Source organism: Leptospira broomii serovar Hurstbridge str. 5399 (genome assembly GCF_000243715.2).
Lineage (GTDB): Bacteria > Spirochaetota > Leptospiria > Leptospirales > Leptospiraceae > Leptospira_B > Leptospira_B broomii.
This window is the reverse complement of sequence record NZ_AHMO02000007.1, coordinates 367,452-389,113: the sequence shown is the minus strand read 5'-3', so window position 1 is coordinate 389,113 and position 21,662 is coordinate 367,452. Positions and strand designations below refer to the sequence as shown.

The window sequence follows — 21,662 nt, the reverse complement described above, 5'->3', positions numbered from 1 at the left end:
CCGTAGGCACAAGAATAGATAAAGAATCAGGTTTTAAAGAACTCGACATCACCTTTCAAGCTTGCGGCTTGATGCGCAAGCTTTTCCGCAAGATTGTCTATGTCGCTCACCACTCTATTTAGCAGTTCCGTTGTTTCGGATATCGACACGATGGTTTTGGAAAATTCCGCCGATGTCTGAGATTGCTCCTGCGTGTGATTTCTAATTTCTTCCGCAGATCGAGATAAATCGGTAAACGCCGATCTAACATTAGCGCTTGCCGAAAGTTGGGAATCCGATAAATCTGCCACTTCAGATATTCTATCTAAAGTGATTCCGACGGTTTGTCCTATCTTTTGAAAGACAGTTTGAGTCGATTCAATAACTCCACGACCGCTTTTTGTCGCAGTTAAAGCTTCTTGAATTGCGGCGCGAATTCTCTTTGCATTTTCTTGGGTCTGTTCTCCTAATTTAGAGATTTCTTGAGCGACGACAGCAAACCCTTTTCCTGCCTCGCCTGCCCTTGCCGCCTCGATCGCGGCGTTTAGAGAGAGTAATCCGATCCGATCGGTAATCTCGTGAATAACATTTACCGTAGCGCCCATTTTAGAAGTACTCTCTTCTATATCGGCCATGGCCTTTTTCGTTCCGAGCAACGCCTCTTCACCTTTCGCAGTCTCGAACTTCATTTTATCCGCATCACTTTTCGTTTCCGAAAGCGCCAAGTGAACTTGTCGAATCCTACCGTCCAACTCCGCCAATGAGTCCGTCGCTTTTTGCGCAATTGCAGCCTGCCCGTCCGCACGAGACGCTGTCGAACTTACGGACGCGGCAATCTCCTCGACTCCGGCGCTCATTTGCTCGGTGGCCGCGGCCTGTTCCTGCATCTTTCTCGATAGTTCCTTGGTATTCTCTTCTAAAACCTTCGAACTACCGGAAAGTTTTTCGGCTTCTCGAATTACGCTCTTAACGATGATTCGAAGTCGCTTTACAAAGTCGTTTAATGATTTACTGCTATTGCCCAGTTCGTCCGTTGAGAGCATGGGCAATTCTATCGTTAAGTCGCCCTTTGACATCTCTTCGAATGCTTTTACCATATTTCCGGAATTCTTCCGAATACTTACCGCGAGTAAATAGGAGGCAACCGCAACCGTGATCAGCATAAAAAATATGGTAAGAACAAGAGGAGTCGTCACATCCCCTAGCTTAATCCAACCTTTAGTTTCCTCGAAAAGTAAATATCCGAAGATCACGACTGGCAATAGCGAAATTGACACGATAGTCGCAAATATCCGGGAGAAAATCGAAACTTTCCGGACGGAAGAAGGTTGTGTCTGTATGCCGCTCAACGTGTCGGATTCAAGGACCGATGAAAGAATCGATTCGGTTAAAAAGAAATGGGACACACCTAGAATAGGATAAATGATAGCCGGAAGGAAGGCAAACGGTAAGGATTCGAAAAAGGTCGGCTGAAAGGAGAGATGCATAATCCGCCAAGCAGAGGTTATTCCGTAACTCCATTGAATTACGTAAAAAAGCGTATTCAAAAGCGGAAAGTTGAGGATTCGTGCTTTAGTCCGGGACTTACCAGCCGAGTTTAACTTACTCCATTGTTCAGGCTCAAGGACTCCGAGAATTCTGCCAAGATAGAAAAATCGAATCGCGGGCACGACAAAAGAAGTCAGGAGCGAAATACAGGAACTGATGATTAACGCGAGGGATTTATGAAAGTCGTAGCCGCCCGCCGCAATAATAAACAAGACTGCAAGAGGAACTGCTAAAATGGAAGTTAACACTTCCATACCTATCGTAATTTTCCAACGTAGTTTGCGGGATTCCCTCTGATTCATAGTCTAACTTTCCGTTTTTATATATGTAGAAACAATAAATTTCTTTAGTTTCAAGATATATGACGAAACCCCTAAAGTCTTGCACACAACTTTCTTAAGTATTGCGTTAAGACGCGAAACAATCCGCAACAATCAACCAAAAAGACGGAATTCCGACACATCTGCGCCTCTTTCGAATCACGACTTCTAATGTTTTCGAACGCAAGCTTGGCCGCCCCCTCCCTACGTTCGGGCCGGGCTCCTTCGGGTTCGTCGCATAGCGACTCATCCCTCGCAAAATAGATATATTAAAGCAAATATTCCCGACACCTTGCTCGGGACTATCGCCCTACGTATCCCTGGCGGTTCGAAACCTAAAATTCGGCCGGTTAACGAATGCTATCGGCAAAAGCGGTCTTTCAAGTTTTTCCACTCGAATCGAAAGTATCGTATAATAAATTTAGTATATAACAATCGGATAAAGATAGGTCGTCAATCTCTCTCGGAAAATTTTTTCTCCAATAAGGTCCTCATGGTATGAAGATCTTTCAAAACCCAGTCCTGATCCTCTTTAAATTTTTCCGGTGTCATATCTGCGAGACGAAACAAAGTTAAAATAAGCTCGCACCCGGATCCGTTCGAAATCAAACGCATCGGAATATATATTTCATTTCCCGATTCAAGAATCACATAATGATCGAGTACACCGTGAATATTTCTATCCGTAAATCGAGCCCGCAAATTCCCCTCGGGTGCTTCGATCAGCCATTCTCCCTCACCTCCCGGAGAAATAGACTTGCATAGGCCCGATGCCCATTCCGGGAAATTACGGGGCTCGGATAAGAAATCATACACGATTTGTTTGGGTAAATTTACGGAAATACTTAAATGCCGGACTTCGGAAATATCACTCATACTTAAAAATCCTTGGATTTTCGGTCTTTAGCATTCGATAAAACCGTAGGAGAATTCCCTTAATACCATCGACCGCTAAAACCGAGATTGAAAGGAATTTACGATCTTCTTTTTGAAATCAAGAGATCTGCCCGTCCAACACCAGTCTTACTCTTTCGAGTATTTCCACTGCTTTGTACGGTTTCTGTATTACTTCCTTTACGCCATCCTTGAGTAATTTCGACTTCTTATCAAATTCTATATACCCGCTCGCTAAAATAACCCGAACCGACGAATCGATTTTCTGTATCTCGTAAAACATTCGGTCTCCGGATATTTCAGGGATATCCCTATCGGACAGAATCAAGGATACATCGTTCTTCCGATCATTATACAATTCGATGGCTTCCTTTCCGTTTCCAGTAACAAGAACTGCATAACCTTTTCCCTCAAAGAGAATCTCGACCATTTCTCTTAACATTTTCTTATCTTCTATAACTAAAATCGTTTCTTTTCCATCGTGTGAGGGTCCCTTCCCGCAAGATCCTTGTGCTCTTCTTTCGGAGAATCGCCGCGCAATTGCGTCGGTAAATAAATTCTAAAGTTCGTACCTTTCCCCACCGAGGATTCCACGCTGATAAAACCACGATGCTGTCTGATAATTCCATAAGCGGTTGCAAGACCTAATCCCGTTCCCTTTCCGTCCTTTTTCGTCGTAAAGAAAGGCTCAAAGATACGAGCCCGAGTAGCTTCATCCATTCCAGAGCCGGTATCTGCTACGGTAATTTCAACATACTCATTTGCATCCGCGTTGGTAAAAGAAGTTCGAACGAAATCGCCGGTAACGGCACGGGCATGAATCGAAAGCGTACCTCCATCGGGCATTGCATCGCGACTATTTACGCAAAGATTTAGCAATACTTGATGGATTTGGTTATGATCCGCGATTACTGGAGGGATCTTCGAATCGATTTGAGTTTCCACTGAAACGAGTTTCGGGAATGTACCGTTCATCAACGTGAGAATCTCATTGGTGATCGAATCCACTTTAAGCGGAAGAAATGTCGGGTCGGATTTACGGGCAAACGTTAATAATTGACGGACTAACGCCGCCCCTCTATCGACCGCTTTAGTAATCGCCTCTATGCTTTGAATCCGCTTACCAGGATCTGCGGCGAACTTTGTCAGCAGCGAAAGATGTCCGAGCATGATGCTAAGAATATTATTAAAATCGTGAGCGATTCCTCCCGCTAAAGTTCCTAGACTTTCCATTTTCTGAGACTGAAGTAGTTGCTGCTCCAACTGCATACGCTTCGTAATATCCGTCGAAACACCGGCAACTCCGACGATCTTTTCGTTCCGAACCAAAGGACGAGTAGATACCAGCACCCAAAGATGGTTTCCCTTGGTCGCTTTGATTCTGACTTCTGACACTTCGCGATTGCCCAAAAGAGCCGACCGAAATAAGCGGTTTGCATATTCTTGATCTTCGGATACGACTAGTTCCGCGAAGTGACGTCCTATCAATTCTTCAGGACTGTATCCGGTAAAAAATCTGACTACGGGGCTGATATAAGTGAGAATACCTTCGGTATCGACCGAAAAAATGACGTCGTTAATATTCTCAACAAGCTCACGATACATTTGTCGGGACTCTCGTAACGCCTCCTCGGCAAGTTTGCGCTCGGTAATAACTATCCCCGACGGAATTAAATATGTGACGGCGCCAGTTTCATCCGGTAGAGGCTGGATCGAAAAATCTATGACAATGAATTTATTTTCCGCAGTTCGGACTTGAACATCCTTGCGATATGATTCTCCCCGCGCTGCTCGATCGATGGCCATTCGCAGTTCCCTTTTACTTTCCTCGGAATACGACCACCAATATGTTTCTTCAAAAAGTTTTCCGATTACATCTTCGGGTTTTAAAGCTGCGGCAGAAAGAGCGGTCATATTGGCTTCGATCACGGTTCCGTCCGGCCTCATCAATCCGACAAACATATAAGGACCAAGGCCGTCGATGATGTTTCGGAGACGTTGCTCGCTCTTTTGTATGAGCTCCTCGGATTGCTTCTGCAGAGTAATATCTCTAGCGACTCCTACAATTCTGTAAATTTGATTCGAGGCGTTTCTGACGGGTATTAGAAGAGTCTGGAAATATTTAGGACCGAATGCAAAGTCCAATTTTTCCTCATAGCCGATCAATTTGCCTCGTTCCACGCACATCTTATAATTCCTAATCACCTCTTCTGATAGATCGGGAGGAAGTATTTCCTCGACGAATTTTCCGGATACCTCTGCATTTTTTAAGCCTGTAGCCTGCTCTTCAGCGGCATTGAGCTCTATAATTTTAAAACGACCATCCGAAGTGACGTCCAACAAAAAAAGACAGTCGGATGTATTATCGAAAATCTCCCTATATCTACGCTCGCTTTCACGCAATGCGATATCTGTTTGTATGCGATCGGTAATATTCTGGGTCATAACCATCCCGAACAAAACTTTCCCCTGGTCGTCCTTGATCGGTACATGATAGACTTTGAATATATTATTTCGGAAAGGAATTTCGGCGACGGTAGATTCTCCGTTTAGAGTGGCCCTATAATGCGGCTCGATCTGATTACAAGTTTCCGGCGGAAATAATTCCCAAATCGTTTTACCTTCCATCTCTTCGGAAGACAGTCCTATATCCGCCAGTCCGGTTCCGTCGATCAATACATATCGAAGATCCCGGTCGAAGATGGCGACTACTCCGTTCGGGAAATTTTTTGCCATCGCTCGGTATAGAAATTCACTCTGCTTAATCGAATCCAAATTCGTAGGGAAATTTACTTTTTTCTCGGTCATATTTGTACCCCCTTCGGATTGATCCCTATCCATTTACTATCGAAAGAGTAAAACCTTACTGTTTCTTCGTGGTCGAGCCTAATTAAACGATATAAAACCTATCGATAATCGCCTAAACGTCTCCGAACTTTATCGATGAATATCCGCAATTAAGTTCGCCGTAACTATTATCATCCTGCTTCATTTTGCAATCTCTTACTAGTGTGAGACGGGCCATCGACGACTGGAATGATTTCAAAGCGTGTAAAAACGTATGAGAAGCCTAGCTTCTAAAAAAGGGAAGTGCGCCATCTTTCCTTCTTAAATCGGTTACAAAATGAGAGCAAAAAAATGTTTTCAATAGCACCGAGTCGAATATGGATCATAAATATCCTTGACTGAACAAATTCGCCTATCTTGCGGGTTCATGCCTTATTCTAGTCGAAACTATTCGACGTAATCCTTAAATGCGAGGAATTTCATAAAAAACGACTTTCCTTTCGGAAGCTTCCGTTCTTAGTTGAATCTTCCTGCAATTTTTAGCAGAAGCAAAGCAGTTCGAAACGAAATCCCCAGTAAGGAAATCGACGGGTAAGACGCGCATTACCCTATCACTATGAAAGCAATTACAAAATCTATTTGGGTTCTCTCGTTCATCAGTTTATTCACGGATATCGCCAGCGAAATGCTGTATCCGATACTGCCTTTATATTTAAAGAGCATAGGATTTTCAGTTTTATTGATCGGAATCTTAGAAGGTTTCGCCGAAGCGACGGCGGGATTGAGCAAGGGATATTTCGGAAATCTTTCGGATGCTAGCGGTAGAAGGGTCCCATTCGTACAATGGGGATATTTTTTAAGCGCGCTTTCCAAACCGATGATGGCGCTACTAACGTTCCCTGTATGGATCTTCTCCGCGAGAACATTGGATCGATTCGGAAAAGGATTACGGACCGGCGCTCGAGATGCTTTATTATCCGATGAGGCGACTCCCGAGACGAAAGGAACCGTTTTCGGATTTCATCGTTCTATGGATACTCTTGGCGCCGTGATAGGTCCTATCTGCGCCATTATCTATCTGCATTTTTTCCCTGAAGATTATTCATCGCTTTTCTACTGGGCGATTATTCCCGGTTTTATCGCCGTAATTATTTCCCGATTTCTAAAAGAAAAAAAGAAGGTCTCCACTTCCCCTACGATAAAGCCGACGGGGTTCTTCTCGTTTTTGAACTACTGGAAGGAGAGTCCAATCTCATACCGACGTTTGTCGATCGCGTTACTCATTTTCGCATTAGTGAATAGTTCCGACGTATTTTTACTGATGATGGTTAAGAGTAAAGGGTTTACGGATTTGGAAGTGATTGCGGTTTATATTTTCTATAATCTAATCTACGCGATCGCATCCTTTCCGATCGGAATACTTTCGGACAAAATAGGATTAAGACGGATTCTACTACTGGGTCTGGGTTTGTTCAGTATAGTCTATTTCGGAATGGCCTTTGCGGAGAAAAAGGAACTCTTCTATCTATTATTTTTCATCTACGGTATTTATGCCGCGTCTACGGAAGGAATCACGAAGGCATTGATTACGAACATCACTAGTTCTAACGACTCAGCTACCGCAATCGGAACGTTTGCCGGACTCAATAGTCTCGCAGCTCTACTTGCTAGTTCGTTTGCCGGATTCCTATGGTACGTCTTCGGCGCGCCTACGGTCTTCATAGTTTCGTCTTTAGTTACGATTCTTGTTCTACTTTACCTTACTTCGGTTAAAATCGAAGATATGAAACGGAAACCCCAGTAGCCTAATCGATTGTTCTAGAGCCGGAACCTTTTTTCTTTATTAAAATCGGTTTCGAATCGGAAAATATTTCTTTCCTCATGGAATTGAAATTTCAGATTACGGTTTAAAGGGCTTATTGAATCGTCCCTATCATTCAAAGTTGAGTAGGAACATAAAGCGAAGGAAAAGGAAAAAGGGAATCTTATGTTGCAGCCGGAGTCTTCTGGACTCTCTTTGCCGTAAAAACTCTCAATTATTAAGATATTCGTTTGACGGAACTAATATCTCTCCGATCCGTTTCCCGTTAAAATCAATTATCTTCCTTGATTAAACGATGAGCAAAAACGATCCGAATCCGCTTTAGAAAGTGGACCGACTTTTATATTAAATAATAATAATATACTTAATTTCAAGAATCAGGAGTCGGAGCCGATTCTACTCTTTATTTCGAAAGTTATTCCCCGTTCACTTCGAATCAACGAAATCGGGTCTGCGTTACCTTCCAACCAAGCGTCGAAGTCGTCCTTTGCAATCGTTCCAGGTTGGTGATCTCCTACCGGAGTCATTTCCAAAGACGCCGGAACGGTAATAATTGCAAATCCAGGTATTACTTTACCGTTTTCATGGTAATGCATGTGTATACCTGCAAACGCAAATAATTCCTCGGACTTATGAAAAATTTCAACGCTGACCTTCTCTTCCTCTGAAATGACTTTCCATTCGAAAAAGGAGCTAGCGGGAATAATGCATCGAGAATCCTTATCCTTGATCGCATCTTTCCATAGTGGAGAAGTCTTAATACTTTCAATTCGAGCGATCGTTTCATATTTTTGGCTCTTACTGTTCCAGATCCCCCATTTATAATTCCGGAGAATGCGATCTTCTCCTTTTGCAATTAAAACGGGAGCGATATCTCCGGGTCCAACGCTTCGATTCAATCTGTATTTTTCTCCGATCGTCTCTTGCTCGCTACTGATTTCAAATTCAGAAATGATTTCATCGGCCGATGTATTGATACTATACGAATCGCACATTGATTAATTTTTAATGAAGAAAGGAGGAAAATCAACCGATTTTCGGATAAGTTTGACTAAGCCAAAAGATGTAAAAATCATATATCTGTTGTTAGGTTTAATCTTCCGATTTCTATAATGCGATCCAATCGACCGAAATATTCGATAAGTCTTCGATAATCCCATAACGGAAGCTTAATCGGCTTTTTCGAAAAGTTCCAGCAATGCTTCGGGATTTAAAATCTCGATTTTACTTCCTGTCGAGGAAACCAAACCTGCTACCTTCAATGCCCGCAATTCACGTACTACGACCTCCCGCACCGTTCCTATGGAATCCGCCAAATCCTGCTGCGACATTTTTACCGATAAAAAGGGATGTTCCGATTGACTGACAGCTGTCAAAAGTAGCTGACGTGCCAATCGTTCTTTTACGCTCGTAAAGGCAAGCCCGTATAGCTCACGAAGCACAGAGTAGACTCTTGAAGCGCATTCTTCGGCAAATATCCAAGATAATTCGGGAGAGCGTCTTCCATATTCCCTAAGATCACGAAACGAAATCGCGAATACTTCGGAGTCGCTTAACGCTTGTACATAAGTATCATCCGATTCTTTTATGGTTCCTCGGTTGGCAAGCGCTCCGACTAAACCCATCACCTCTCCGGCTCTCGCATAGCGAACCGTTGTCTGCCTGCCGGAAGGAGACGAAAGATACAATCTAAAAAACCCCGAAAGAACCAACCCGGCATAAGTAGCTTCTTCGAATGCTTGATGTATGACTTCTCCGGCGGAAAATTTTACGATTCTGCCTTGTTTGAATAAAGGCTCGTACGACTCTCTTTTAATTCTGGAAAAAAAACTCAGCTGAATCGCTTTTAAAACTTTTTCAGAAAAATCCACGGAATTCCTTCCTCTTTTCTAAGAATAAGACGGAAACTGGAACAAAAGTTCCAGCACAATTGAATGCTTTCACTTATTCTTCGAATCAATGGATCGACTCCCGATACGGCGCCGATCCCGGAGGTAATGATGTTAGGTAAACGTATACGAGGAATAATGATAGGAATTCCGTTACTCTTTAGCGCTTTAATAGTAGGAGGATGTTTCCTAGGTCCTCCTTTACGTAAGGATTTTCAAGATTGGAAAAAGCCCGAGGAAAGAAATAATCGTTTTTCCGATTGGAAAGAAGTTTTTTCGAGTTCGACAAAATTGAATGTCACCGCAATCCATACCGGTTATGTTTTAACGGGACCGTCCATTCTAATCGACGCGGAGGACCCTAATACTCCCGTATCGGAAAAAAAAGAACAATGGGTTCCTTCGCTTAGTTATCTAGTTCAACATCCTAAGTTCGGTAAATTCCTCATGGATTCCGGAGTCCCTGCCGTAAACCAAGAAGGCAAATGCGATTTTAGCCTAATCGGATCATTCTATAACATTCCTTGCAAATCCGAAAAAGGATCGGACATAGGTAGCAGATTAACAAAGATGAATATTCCTAATGAGGATATTCTTTTCGTAATCGTCTCCCATTTGCACTGGGACCATATTGGAGGAATGGAATCGCTGCGAAAAAGAGGGCCGATTCGAATTCTCTTATCAAAGGAAGAGGCTGAGGACGCCGGCAAACCGTTCGCAATTTTTCACGGATATGCTCCTAAAGCTCTATCGATCGATTTTGAAGGCTCCGTTCTACCCGATCAAAACTATTATGAAATGCCGATTTTAGGGAAGGTTTTGGATTTATTCGGAGACGGCTCGGTTTGGATAATTCCCGCATTCGGACATACCAAGGGAGAGATAGCCGTACTTCTAAATACTCCAAATGAACCTTTGCTCTTCACATTCGACGCATCTCATCTAAAAGTAGGTTTCGAAAAAACGATTCCTCCCGGCGCGACGGTAGACCGTAAAGATAGCATCGCAGCGTTACGAAAATTGAATTCTTTTTCTAAAGCATTTCCGAAAATAAAAGTAATTTACGGGCATGAGCCGACGCAATGGGAAGGGAAGAATCCGATCTCTTTACTAGCCGGAGATTCGTCGCATAACGGTCGGCGTTAATATTTTTAAACGAGGAGATTGGATTCTCGAATCCGATTCATACGATCTCTTTCGTATGAAACTAGGGAAATCGAATCTCCTCGTTTATGTAATCGATGTCTAGTAATACTTTTTTGAGGCTGTAATGCCGACATCGGGAGTCGAATTTAATTCTTGTTGACCCGTATATACCGTCTAGCAGTCTTACTTCGCATCAAGGAGCCGGGACTAGAATATGTCGATTCGAAATGTTATATTAATTTTGTATTTTGCTCAACTGGCATTCACGATCCTTTTGAGATTTATTTCTTATATGGGCGACACTTCGCCGGAAATACATGAAAGTATTTTAAAATATTTTACGGAAGAAGATATTCAAAACGGGATCGAATATGAACGGAGAGGTTTCTTTGCTTCGCTCGCTTCCGATTTACTCGATTTTACATTGGCCGGTTTGATCGTATTCACGCCTCTCTCGGTCAAACTAGAAAACTATTTACTAAGAAAAACTAACGATAGATTTTATCTGTCGGTGGCGTTGTTTTTACTGATTTTGAGTTTTGCAAAGTTCTTAGTCGAATTGCCGTTTAATTTTTACTTTGGATACGTATTGGAGCACGAATTCGGATTTTCCGCAATGACGATTTCCGATTGGATTATCTTTACCGGCAAATCCCTCGCAATCGGAATCGTAATTATGACATTGATCGGCTTGGGCGCCGCGTATATTCTGAGAAAGTTCCAAAATGTCTGGAAATATCTCATACCGTTGGGCGCTCTCATTTTAGGACTATTATTCTCCGTTTTATTTCCGATTTTAATCACTCCTCTTTTTTACGAATATCATCCGATCGAAGAAGGAAATTTGAAGCATAAAATTGTCCAGCTATGCGACCGCGCAAAGATCGAAGTTTCGGAAGTTTATGTGATTAATGAAAGCAAGTACTCCGGACATACGAATGCTTACTTTACCGGCTGGGGGTCCAATCGCAAAATCTTCTTATACGATACCTTGATCAAGAATCATACCGAGGAGGAAGTGATCAGCGTATTAGGACATGAGATAGGACATTGGACTCATAATCATCAAATTAAGGATATCGCCATCAGCACTTTGGAAACGCTAGCGCTTTGCTTTATCGTCAGTTTTATATTTTTGAAAACGAAACGGGAAGGAAAAATTCCCTTGAAGGAGTTTTATTCGCCTTCCACCCTACCCTTTCTTTTTTTGATCTTATCCTTAATCGGTACGATTACCAAGCCTGCCTGGAGCACGTTTAGCAGGATGCAGGAAGCTGAGGCGGATATGGAAGCCTTGATTCTGACCAACGATAAGAAAGCCTTCATTGGCGCGGAACAAAAATTAGCAAAGGATAATAAATCAAGACTCAATCCGAATCGATGGGAAGTGATCTACAACCACTCTCATCCGACGACGCTGGAACGAATCGACATGGCCGAGAAATATTCAGCGCCTTAATATGTACATATCCGGAATAGAATTTTAGCAATTTCTAAAATTCTTCTTTTACCAGATATATGATGCCGAGTATTTCGATGACTTTTTTCAAATAGCACTTTACTGCGGAAAAAAATCCGCAGTACCTACCTCACTAGTTCTGAACAAGCGAAAAAATAGTCCGAAAATATTTTGTTTTCTTCATACATTAATTATTCTATATTGACTTACGACTAAGGTCCTTATAAGCAAGTTGTCCGGGGGAAAATCGATGAAACCTGCAAGTGTGAATTGGAAAGAGGATATCGCGGCGGATGAAGAAACGCGATTTACGGGATATGCGAAGCAGTTCCAATCTATTCAGCAGGAAAATTCGAAGCTGTTCGGGAAAGGGAGGACTTTACACCGCAACCAACTATTGGGAATGAAGGCCAAATTAGAAGTTCTTCCGGATTTGCCCGAGCATGCAAAGCAAGGACTTTTTGCTAAATTCGGAACCTATGAATCATTGATTCGTCTTTCCAGCGGAAGTATGAAAATCCAACCCGACTCTAAAGGGGATATTCGCGGTTTTGCGATTAAAGTGCTCGGTCTCAACTCACCCGGAGCATTAGGAAACGGAAATGTAACTGCCCAGGACTTTTTACTCATTAATTTGGAAACATTCTCATCGCCGAAGAGCGACGAATTTGTCGGCTTAGTAACGGCGGTGGCAAAGGGTGGCGGTGCACTTCTAAAATATCTTTTTACGACATACGGATTTTTAGGGGCGATTTCTAGAATCCGAAAGGCGGCGGCTACGTTTAACAAACCGTTTAGCGGATTCGCCACTGAACCATTCTATAGCGCCGCACCGATCTCATGGGGTCCGTATGCGGTGCGGGTTCGCCTTCTACCACCCGAAAATCAAATGCCCGCCAAGGATGCTTCAAATCATTGGGGCCTCGACATGAAGACACGCCTAACCCAAGAGCCCCTTGTTTATTCTTTTCAAGTCCAATTCTTCGCGGATGAAACAAGTACTCCGATTGAGGACGCGTCCAAGAATTGGGCGGAATCGGAAGCACCCTACGTAACCGTTGCTCGACTAACTATTCCTCAGCAAGAATTCGGCAGCCAGGAAGCGATTTCATTCCAAACAAAAGTGGAAGAAACCATTTTTGATCCGTGGGAAGCTCTGTTAGAACATCGCCCATTGGGAGACGTGATGCGTGCTCGAAAATATGTTTATTTAACAAGCCAAAAAGGAAGAGGAGCCGTTTAAGAAATGTTTTGCGGCAATGAACATTCGAGCATAAGCGACACTTTATAGAGATTAAGAGGACGAGTTTCGATAAATCTTCGAAGAGTTAGTCTTTTCGGTTGAACTAAAGGATTAATTCTGCTAAAATTGCGATACTTGATACCCTAGATTCCTTCTCCTCACGATGCGACGCATTTCGGAAGAAGGAATCTTTATTGAAAAGGAAACCTCATGCATTCTTACGAAACTATCTCCGACGCGATCACAGGCCTGAAAGCGGAAGGCTATTCCGAAGACTTTAATCTTTTATGGAATATGCATCGGAGAGACAGCGAGATTTATACTTCTCCTCAAAATTTCAAAGTGGATAAATTCTATCGATTTGAAGGCAGCACTGATCCGGCAGACGAGGCCATCGTGTATGCAATTTCGTCATCCAAATCTTCCCATAGAGGAATTCTTGTGGATGGTTACGGAATTTCGTCCGACGCAGCCACAGGTGAGTTGATCTCTCGACTAATGAACAAATTCGGAGAAAGATAATTTTAGCCTACCGGAATCCTCTGGCGATCATCGGACGATTTCATATTATTCGGACTCGATTAAAGAAAACTGCGCACCCGTTTTAAAGGAGAAGAAATGAACTCATTCTATAAAGATAAGGTAGTTTGGATTACGGGGGCGTCTTCCGGCATCGGGGAAGCCATCGTTCAGGAACTTTCCTCTCAAGGAGCAAAAATCGTCCTTTCAGCCCGGAGAGAAAAGGAACTTAAGAGAGTCAAGGCAGAAAATAAATTGAACGATTCGAATTGCCTAATCCTCCCCTTAGATTTAGAAAATTATAATACTTTAAATAACTTTCCGTCAAAAGTAATCAAGAAATTCGGCCAAATCGACGTCTTGATCAATAACGGAGGAATCAGCCAGCGGTCTTTTGCTCACGAAACTTCGGTCAAAACCTACGAGTCTCTTATGAACGTAAATTATTTCGGCAATATCGCACTGACTCTCGCGGTGCTCCCGTTTATGCGGGAACGTCGCACCGGTTGGATTTCTTCGATTTCAAGTGTAGCTGGATTATTCGGAGTTCCTTTGAGAACCGGCTACTCCGCCACGAAAGCCGCGTTGACCGGTTTTTTTGAAGCTTTGAGAGCGGAAAACGCAAACGAAAAAATCAAAATCACTTTAGTCTATCCCGGGTTCGTCAAAACGCAAATTTCAAATAATGCTTTGAAAGGAGACGGGAAAAAACAAGGTAAAATGGATCAGGTGATTTCAAACGGAATCGACCCGAACGAATGTGCAAGACGGATACTGAGTGCGATTGCAGGCGAAAAACTGGAAGTCATCATAGCAGGCCCACGGGAAAATTTCGGAGTTTGGTTGCACAAATTTTTTCCGACTCTTTTTGCCCGCTTTATTGCCAAAGCTAAAGTGACCTGACCCTGCTACTTATCGAAACGGTAAGAACTATAAATAACCTAAAGTACCCGATCAGTCTGATACGTACCGGGTACTTTCACAAGAATCAATCCGAGTCGACGCTTCCGATCCGAATCTGTCGTCACATGCGCGTCCAATCAGATTTTCAAGGAAACCGTTTCTATCCTCGTAAATTAAGCAATTTCTTAACGTCTTGCTCGATCATTCTTTCGAGTTTGTTGAGAACCCTTACCTGCTTTTAACTTATGTTTCGGCTTTTCTTCATCATCATTATCGCTCTCAACATCATAAGATGACGGATGAAGAACGAGTGAATTCGATTCAGGAGGTTGGTTCTTTTCTTCCCTTTTTTCCATGATTAGGATATACAAACTCGGCATGACGGTTAACACCAAAAGCAATGCAGAGGTCAATCCGCCCACCATTACCGTAGCCAGGGGTCTTTGAACATCGGAACCTACTCCGGTAGCCATCGTCGCTGGAATTAAACCGAGCAATGCCAATAACATAGTCATCAAACGAGGTCGAAGCTGGCTGACTGCAGAAGCGACCGAGGCTTCACGTACATTCATTTTTGGCGTACCGGGTATTTTACCTTGCAAGTAATGATTGGCCTTGGATACGAATAGAATTCCCGCCATCGTAGCGATTCCGAAAAGGGAAATAAAACCCACTCCCGCGGACACGTTGAAGTAATATCCTCTCGCTAATAACGCGTAGATTCCGCCGATAAGGGAGAGAGGAATACAGGAAAGTGCAACGAACACCGACCGAAGATCCCGATAGAGTAAATACAATAGTCCGAAAATAATCCCTATCGTTAAAGGAATTACGATTGCGAGTTGCTTCCCGACCCTTGCCAAGTTCTCGTACTGCCCACCGTATTTCACTTCGTAACCGTCAGGAAAATGAACTTCTTTCTTTACTCTTTTTTGAAGTTCGGAAACAAAACCGCCCTGATCGCGTCCTCTCACATTCAATCGAACCGTAATCGTTCGCTTACCGTCCTGACGGAAAATCATGGTTGGTGAATCTTCCTGAGTGATGTCTGCGAGTTCGGAAAGTGGAATTCTTTCCCCCCTTGGAGAAATGATGGGAATTCTCGCTATCTCCCTGGCCGATTCCCGATAATCCTTAGTGAATCGAACCACAATCCCGTACAGAGCTCTTTCTTTAGGCGGATCATCCATCGGACCTTCGTATAGATTACTGATAGGTTCCATCCCGACGGCGGCTTCTATCACTTGTTGAATATCGCTAACATTGATGCCGTATCGAGCAGCGACATCCCTTCGAATTCGAATCACTAGCTGCGGCGCGGGGCCTTCCTGCTCTATCCCGTATTCGCTTGCACCCTTCATTTCGGAAACTATCTTTAAAATCTGATCCGATAGATTCCGCATCACTTTCATATCCTGTCCCGAAACGAATACCGCCAAGTCGGCAATTGTCCCCATGATTGCCTCGGAAAGATTGTCCATGATCGGTTGCGAAAAGCTGACTCTTACTCCGGGTAGTCCCTCTTCAAGATCGTTTCGTAAACGGAGCAAGAGCTGCTCCTTGGTAATCTTCTCTTTCCAAGCTTTATAATCTTTTAATCCGATATAAACTTCCAATCGGTTCGGAGGTAGCGGATCCGTTCCATCGTCGTTCCTACCGTACTGAGATAAGATGGTGTCCACCATTTCATTTTTATAAATTATCTTTCGGACGTTCGGGATGAACTTCTTCGCTTCAGGCAATGAAATCCCTACGGGAAAATAAAGTCGAAGAGTGAAGCCGCCTTCGTCCAACGAGGGCAGAAACTCCGTTCCAAGAGAAATGAATCCGACGACCAGGAGTCCAGTGACGGCGGAAAATGCGATGGCGACAACTCGTCTAGATCTATCAACCAGATAATGAACGATTCTTTCATACTGAGTTTCAATCCAATGATAAATCGGATTATGCCATTCGATCGGGCCCGGATTCGAAGATTCGAAATACCTCCGATAGAAGAAGGACATTAAGACCGGAACAACGGTCATCGTAAAGAGTAATGCTCCGAAAATCGCAAAGGATAATGTGAAGGCCATCGGCTTAAAAAGGCGACCTTCGATTCGTTCGAACGAAAATATGGGAAGGTATGCTAGGATAATGATCAGAATCGCAAAAAGAATTTCAGTTCCGACTTCGGAGGCGCTTTCCAAAGTAAATCGAATGATTCCTTTTTGCTTTTCCTGCGGTGTGGCGTTCTTATAACGCCTCATGATATTCTCCACCATCACTACAGCACTATCCACAACGATGCCGAAATCAACGGCGCCCAAGGACAGAAGGCTAGCTGAGATTCCGGAAGAATTCATCATCGTAAACGAGAACAAAAGAGCGAACGGAATAGTGGCGACGACAACGACAGAGGCACGAATACTTCCTACAAAGAAGATAACGACCAGACTAACGACGGCAATCCCTTCCAATAACGTAGTACCTACCGTACGTAACGTGTATTGAACTAGATCTCCTCGATCGTAGGTCGTACGCAATCGCGTCCCGGCGGGCATGTACTTTTCGTTAATCTCCTTCACCTTCGTACGAACTCTATCGAGGAAAGCATTCGGCTCCACCCAACGACGCATTGCGACCAAACCTTGGACCGCCGAATCGACATCGATCAATCCTTCTTGATCGTTTTGAATGGTGTAACCAAGGACCCCGCTTGGAATAGGAGGAGCGATTTCCACAGTTCCGATATTCTTTACGAAAACCGGTACTCCGTTTAGATTTTTAACTACGATATCCTCGATTTGACTGATATCTCGAATGGCGCCCAAGGATCGAATCGGTAGCGACTGTTCCCCTTGCAGAAGAAAATTTCCGCCCGTATTCAAGTTATTACTTTGTACGGCCTCGATCACATCGGTAACGGTGGCTTGGTATCGAATCAAATTTTCCGGGTTCATCACGATATGAAATTGCTTCGGTAATCCTCCGAAAGTTACTACGTCGGCTATTCCGGAAACTTGGAGCATCTTAGGAATCACAATCCAGTCCTGAATGCTTCTAAGCTCCATCGGAGTGTGATTACCGCTCGTCGACTCCACGACGTATCGATAAACCTCACCTACAGGAGAACTCATCGGAGCCAATGTCGGAGTGACTTCGTCCGGAATCACTGCGTCCCGAACCTTTTCCATCAATCGCATCCTGGCAAAGTAATCGTCGGTTCCTTCTTCGAAAACGAACTGGAACACGACGAGTCCGTTAATCGTCCTCGAACGCCGAACGATTACGTTCGGGGTGGAATGCAATACTCTTTCGATAGGCATCGTGACCCTTTCTTCCACTTCCAACGTCGCCTTTCCCGGAAATTTTGCGACTACTCGAACTTGCGTATCGGCGATATCGGAATAAGCTTCCTTACGAATATCTATCCAAGACCAAATTCCGACTAATAAAGCAACGCTGCCGGCCACCAAGGTGAATATTCTATTCTTTAATGCCGTTTCTATAATACTATTGATAATTTTCATCCGAGATAAACCTCGCAATAAGCAGCCGAGAACTTTTCCGAACGGAATATGAACTGACCTATTTCCCTGAATAAACGGCATATCTGCGACATGCTCGTAATAAATAAAACTAATATATTAATTATATATATATAATTAATATATTTTGAATATTCTATCTCATATTCGAAATAGTCTAAATTCCCACGCATGCCGATTGGCATCTGCGACTTATCGCTACGGAGGTAAGAAACGGCAAGATCTTCGAAATATATTTCCAGCATCTTCAAAAACCGAAACTTAATCCTTTCAAGAGAATCGCTCCGTCGACGACGACTCGTTCCCCTTTTGCCAAGCCTTCGAGAACGCTCACAACGTCCTCGTTGGAAATTCCTAGGGCAACTTCCCGCCGGAAAAACTCTCCAGGCTTTCCCTCTAAGAATACGTAGGTTTTTCCTTCCACTGATACCGCGGCGATAGCAGGAAGTATGATTGTGCCCGAATTTAAACTTTCCGGAAACTTTACCGTTGCGTACATTCCGGGCTTGAGCTTTCGATCCGCATTGACGATTGTAATTCTCACCTTAACCGTTCTCGTAATCGGATCCACATTATCCCCCAATGCCTCCGCCTTCCCCCGCCAAACCTCATTCGGGAACGAGGAGAATTTCAGTTCGACATCGGTTCCGTTCTTTAAATTATGAAGTTGTGATTCAGGAACATCGCCGACAATCCAGGCAACATTCGATCTTGCTTCACTCAACATCGAAGGATTTAATCCTAAGGCCCTCAGCTTACCTTCAAACTCCGCGAGTTCAGCGGGAGCATTCTCTACGTCGCTTTCCGGTTCCATTAAATCCTTCTTGTCAGCGACTTTATGCTGAAACGTATCACGGATTCGTTTCGGATTCTTATTCGAATAATTCAAGACATTCTTGGAACGAAGGTATCGCCGATATAATTCTTGAATTTCGGGCGATTCGAATACCACGAGAGAATCGCTGCCCGACACAGAGGCAGCCGTTGAAGCTATCAGCCTTGCAGGAGAATGAACGTTTATGAAATTTCCGTTCCTATCAATCTCCACAATCTTGATCATTTCAAGACCGGGACTTCCCTCCTGGAATTCGATTTTTGATCCGCCCGCAGAAACGCTAGGCTTCTCAGGAAATGGATTCGGTGCGTTTTTTGTTTTCCTTGTTAAAAGTGTCGTGAAGGTTAGCAAAAACGCGAGTCCTGCTAAAAACACGATCAATCGCGCTCTAGTTCTAAAAAGCACGTTCATTCTATAATCAAAACTCCTCGCTACTTAGTTCGTTGAGAATAAGCGGCGGATAAAAATCGGCTTTTTATTCCGATCTCGAAATGGAGGCATCACGTTCAGATCCCTCGTGAATATGAAATTTTTTAATGCACTATACCGGCATGACGCGACTTGTCCGGTCATGAAATCGGATTCGAATCCGTTCTTATGAAAAGTCCTCCCCGAATGCAAGCATCCGAGTTTTCGCGCACCATAAGAGTAGACGAATTGCCCATACCGAGACGAAGCGCAGTCTTCGCCGCAGGAATAAAGCTACGCCGGCCGGATATTCAGCATTAAATCAACTAAAGTTAGGTGAGATTTGGAGGAGGGATACTGAGTAAGAGAACGGAAATAAGACGAGTATAGTAGTATGTCGTAAAAGATATTTCGTTCGAATGAAAGAAGACCTTGAATCTCTCGGATTCTGCAAAAACTTCATAGAAGTAATCCATGAAGTCATATCTACTTCTAAACGAAATGGCTAAATGCCTAGAATCTTCGTTGGAGATTACCTGAGCAGCATTTTTATGAGTGGGCGCCGCTATCCCGATAATATACGGAGATTCGGCGCGATCGAATCCGAGTGCAGATAAATCTATCAACCCATCCTGTTCCATCGGCAGCATGATAAGCGCGATAAGAACCGAAATAAGCGATCTCTTTAACCAGACGAATTTCACAATTTCTACTTTCTGAACGACCTTTAAGCAAGCAACCCTTTTTCAAAAGATGCTCTAATTCGGAAAAATTTTTGATTTCTTCTATTTAAAACTAAGCGGAAAGACATACTGCAAAAAGTTTCGAATCGATAGTAATTCACGTTAAAAACTTTTACTCTCATTATAAACCGAGTAACCTATCCAGTAGTTTCCAAATTTGGAATCTCTCCCAAAATGTGAATAGGTTACAAAAAGTTTTCGAATCGATTTAAATCGCGTTACTTGAATCGATCCTGAAGGAGGCGATCCATTGAAGCCGATCCACCACCCAAAATCACTAACGCAAACGCGATTCCGATAGCTAAGACATGGTATTCAAATCCTTCCCCAGCTTGATTTCCGAACCAATTCATGAAAAAACCGTTTTTCCTTTGGAAGAATGCAGCCCCTATCATCACAATACCAATGCCGAGTGCGGACAATCTTGTACACAATCCGAGTATCAATGCCAAAGCTCCGAACGATTCCACAACTATGATCAAAAAGCCGATGAGGGAAGGAATTCCTTCGGACGCAAAAAAATTGATGGTCGAAGTAAATCCGTAGCCGCCCATCCAACCGAACAGTTTTTGAAGACCGTGCGGCAACATTACTACTCCCAATATTATCCTAAGAACCGTTATAGCAAAATTCGCTTCGGTAGCTAAAAGTATCTCAAGCATTCTTATCTCCTAAATACGGCGATCAAAGATCCTCCGTCGAATATGAAGTATAGTATGCGAACCGACTGTGAAAGTAAATGGACGAAATACGAAAGTTATTGCACTTTTCGATTTTCTTCCCGATAACGTTCGGGAGAAACCCCCGCTTGCGCACGAAAGAAACGGCTTAAGTAAGCGTTGTCGGAGAAATTAACTTCCCTAGAAATCTCCGATATGCTATTGACGGAATGAACTAATAAACGTTTGATTTCCAATATAATCCTTTCGTTAATTACGGACTTTGCATTAATCCCGAGTCTATTCTTACAAGCTGAATTTAGAGCGGAGGCGGATACGCCAAGTCGCCTCGCATAAAATAAGGTCGATCTTTCCCGAATAAAATTCTGTTCCAGAATTTGTTCGAACTCTGAAATAAGTTCGAAGGTGGCATCGGAAGCTTCCCATCCAAATTCGTATTCCCGCTTAATCTCAAGCAAAATGAGTTGAGTCAGCGCGAACAGAATTCCTTCATCCGATCCGTTTTCCCGTTCCATGAGTAAGCGATCGAAATCTCGAGCTAACGTTCCGGATTCCCGAAATTGTATCTTCGAACGGGAAGTTCCGGATTTGAAAAAAGGGAAACTGAAAATTGCGGAACGCACCGCGGAATTTCTAGTAAAGAACTCGGGTGAGAATTTTAATGCATACCCGATAACCGGAGAATCAAACCTCCAAGAATGGACCTGCCCCGGCCGTATGAAGAAAAGCGAATTGTCCTCGATCTTATAATCCACAAAATCGATCCTATGATTGCCCATCCCTTTTAAAAAAAAGAACACTGCAAAATAATCGTGCCGATGACCGCTATAATATTCGACAAAATCAGAAGGTAAATTCTGGAGCCGATTAACCTGCAAGAATGGAATATTAGAATCCCGATAAATATCGGTCAATCGAATCGTTGATATCGAACTTCGATCGGCTTTCATCGGATTC

At 43.3% G+C, this 21,662-nt stretch carries 17 protein-coding genes; 6 read left to right on the top strand and 11 right to left on the bottom strand.

Translation table 11 applies throughout. The annotated features are described in order from the left end of the window. Window positions 1-26 precede the first annotated feature (26 nt). From LEP1GSC050_RS05135 to LEP1GSC050_RS20345, 4 genes are all read right to left on the bottom strand, one after another. Window positions 27-1,829, bottom strand: coding sequence for a methyl-accepting chemotaxis protein (locus LEP1GSC050_RS05135; protein ID WP_010568275.1), 1,803 nt, complete (start codon window positions 1,827-1,829; stop codon window positions 27-29). Window positions 1,830-2,300: 471 nt separating this feature from the next. After that, window positions 2,301-2,723 carry an SRPBCC family protein gene (locus tag LEP1GSC050_RS05130; protein WP_010568276.1) on the bottom strand — a complete coding sequence of 141 codons (423 nt, stop codon included), beginning with the start codon at window positions 2,721-2,723 and terminating at the stop codon, window positions 2,301-2,303. Between the two features lie 118 nt (window positions 2,724-2,841). Beyond that, window positions 2,842-3,183 (bottom strand): response regulator, encoded by a 342-nt coding sequence (locus tag LEP1GSC050_RS20350; RefSeq protein ID WP_010568277.1) that lies wholly within the window; start codon window positions 3,181-3,183, stop codon window positions 2,842-2,844. A 17-nt stretch (window positions 3,184-3,200) separates the two neighbouring features. Next, entirely contained in the window at window positions 3,201-5,549 is a 2,349-nt protein-coding gene (locus LEP1GSC050_RS20345; protein ID WP_020987136.1) for a PAS domain-containing sensor histidine kinase, read from the bottom strand. A gap of 595 nt (window positions 5,550-6,144) precedes the next feature. Between LEP1GSC050_RS20345 and LEP1GSC050_RS05120 the strand changes: the two genes are divergently transcribed. Next, window positions 6,145-7,332: an MFS transporter gene (locus tag LEP1GSC050_RS05120; protein ID WP_010568279.1), complete on the top strand. Its 1,188-nt coding sequence runs from the start codon at window positions 6,145-6,147 to the stop codon at window positions 7,330-7,332. Between the two features lie 395 nt (window positions 7,333-7,727). Here LEP1GSC050_RS05120 and LEP1GSC050_RS05115 read toward each other — a convergent pair whose 3' ends face one another. Together LEP1GSC050_RS05115 and LEP1GSC050_RS05110 are read right to left on the bottom strand one after the other, a co-directional pair. Continuing rightward, the gene (locus tag LEP1GSC050_RS05115; RefSeq protein ID WP_010568280.1) at window positions 7,728-8,345 is read right to left on the bottom strand and encodes an SOS response-associated peptidase; all 618 of its coding nucleotides are present in this window, start codon (window positions 8,343-8,345) and stop codon (window positions 7,728-7,730) included. Window positions 8,346-8,519: 174 nt separating this feature from the next. After that, the gene (locus LEP1GSC050_RS05110) at window positions 8,520-9,221 is read right to left on the bottom strand and encodes a Crp/Fnr family transcriptional regulator (RefSeq protein WP_010568281.1); all 702 of its coding nucleotides are present in this window, start codon (window positions 9,219-9,221) and stop codon (window positions 8,520-8,522) included. Between the two features lie 63 nt (window positions 9,222-9,284). Between LEP1GSC050_RS05110 and LEP1GSC050_RS05105 the strand changes: the two genes are divergently transcribed. From LEP1GSC050_RS05105 to LEP1GSC050_RS05085, 5 genes are all read left to right on the top strand, one after another. After that, complete coding sequence (locus LEP1GSC050_RS05105) at window positions 9,285-10,385, top strand: MBL fold metallo-hydrolase (RefSeq protein ID WP_010568282.1); 1,101 nt, start codon at window positions 9,285-9,287, stop codon at window positions 10,383-10,385. Window positions 10,386-10,599: 214 nt separating this feature from the next. After that, window positions 10,600-11,844, top strand: coding sequence for a M48 family metallopeptidase (locus LEP1GSC050_RS05100; protein WP_020987099.1), 1,245 nt, complete (start codon window positions 10,600-10,602; stop codon window positions 11,842-11,844). Between the two features lie 250 nt (window positions 11,845-12,094). Next, window positions 12,095-13,087 (top strand): catalase family protein, encoded by a 993-nt coding sequence (locus LEP1GSC050_RS05095; RefSeq protein WP_010568285.1) that lies wholly within the window; start codon window positions 12,095-12,097, stop codon window positions 13,085-13,087. A gap of 210 nt (window positions 13,088-13,297) precedes the next feature. After that, on the top strand, window positions 13,298-13,609 hold the full coding sequence (locus tag LEP1GSC050_RS05090) for a hypothetical protein (protein ID WP_010568286.1): 312 nt from the start codon (window positions 13,298-13,300) through the stop codon (window positions 13,607-13,609). Window positions 13,610-13,705: 96 nt separating this feature from the next. Continuing rightward, the gene (locus LEP1GSC050_RS05085) at window positions 13,706-14,509 is read left to right on the top strand and encodes an SDR family oxidoreductase (protein ID WP_010568287.1); all 804 of its coding nucleotides are present in this window, start codon (window positions 13,706-13,708) and stop codon (window positions 14,507-14,509) included. A 185-nt stretch (window positions 14,510-14,694) separates the two neighbouring features. Here the strand turns inward: LEP1GSC050_RS05085 and LEP1GSC050_RS05080 are convergent, their stop codons facing one another. From LEP1GSC050_RS05080 to LEP1GSC050_RS05055, 5 genes are all read right to left on the bottom strand, one after another. Then, window positions 14,695-18,021 carry an efflux RND transporter permease subunit gene (locus tag LEP1GSC050_RS05080; RefSeq protein ID WP_010568288.1) on the bottom strand — a complete coding sequence of 1,109 codons (3,327 nt, stop codon included), beginning with the start codon at window positions 18,019-18,021 and terminating at the stop codon, window positions 14,695-14,697. Window positions 18,022-18,286: 265 nt separating this feature from the next. Further along, on the bottom strand, window positions 18,287-19,285 hold the full coding sequence (locus tag LEP1GSC050_RS05070; RefSeq protein ID WP_010568290.1) for an efflux RND transporter periplasmic adaptor subunit: 999 nt from the start codon (window positions 19,283-19,285) through the stop codon (window positions 18,287-18,289). A gap of 329 nt (window positions 19,286-19,614) precedes the next feature. Beyond that, on the bottom strand, window positions 19,615-19,986 hold the full coding sequence (locus tag LEP1GSC050_RS05065; RefSeq protein ID WP_010568291.1) for a hypothetical protein: 372 nt from the start codon (window positions 19,984-19,986) through the stop codon (window positions 19,615-19,617). A gap of 257 nt (window positions 19,987-20,243) precedes the next feature. Then, on the bottom strand, window positions 20,244-20,687 hold the full coding sequence (locus tag LEP1GSC050_RS05060) for a DoxX family protein (RefSeq protein ID WP_010568292.1): 444 nt from the start codon (window positions 20,685-20,687) through the stop codon (window positions 20,244-20,246). Window positions 20,688-20,782: 95 nt separating this feature from the next. After that, window positions 20,783-21,655 (bottom strand): helix-turn-helix domain-containing protein, encoded by an 873-nt coding sequence (locus LEP1GSC050_RS05055; RefSeq protein WP_020987087.1) that lies wholly within the window; start codon window positions 21,653-21,655, stop codon window positions 20,783-20,785. Between the last annotated feature and the right edge of the window lie 7 nt (window positions 21,656-21,662).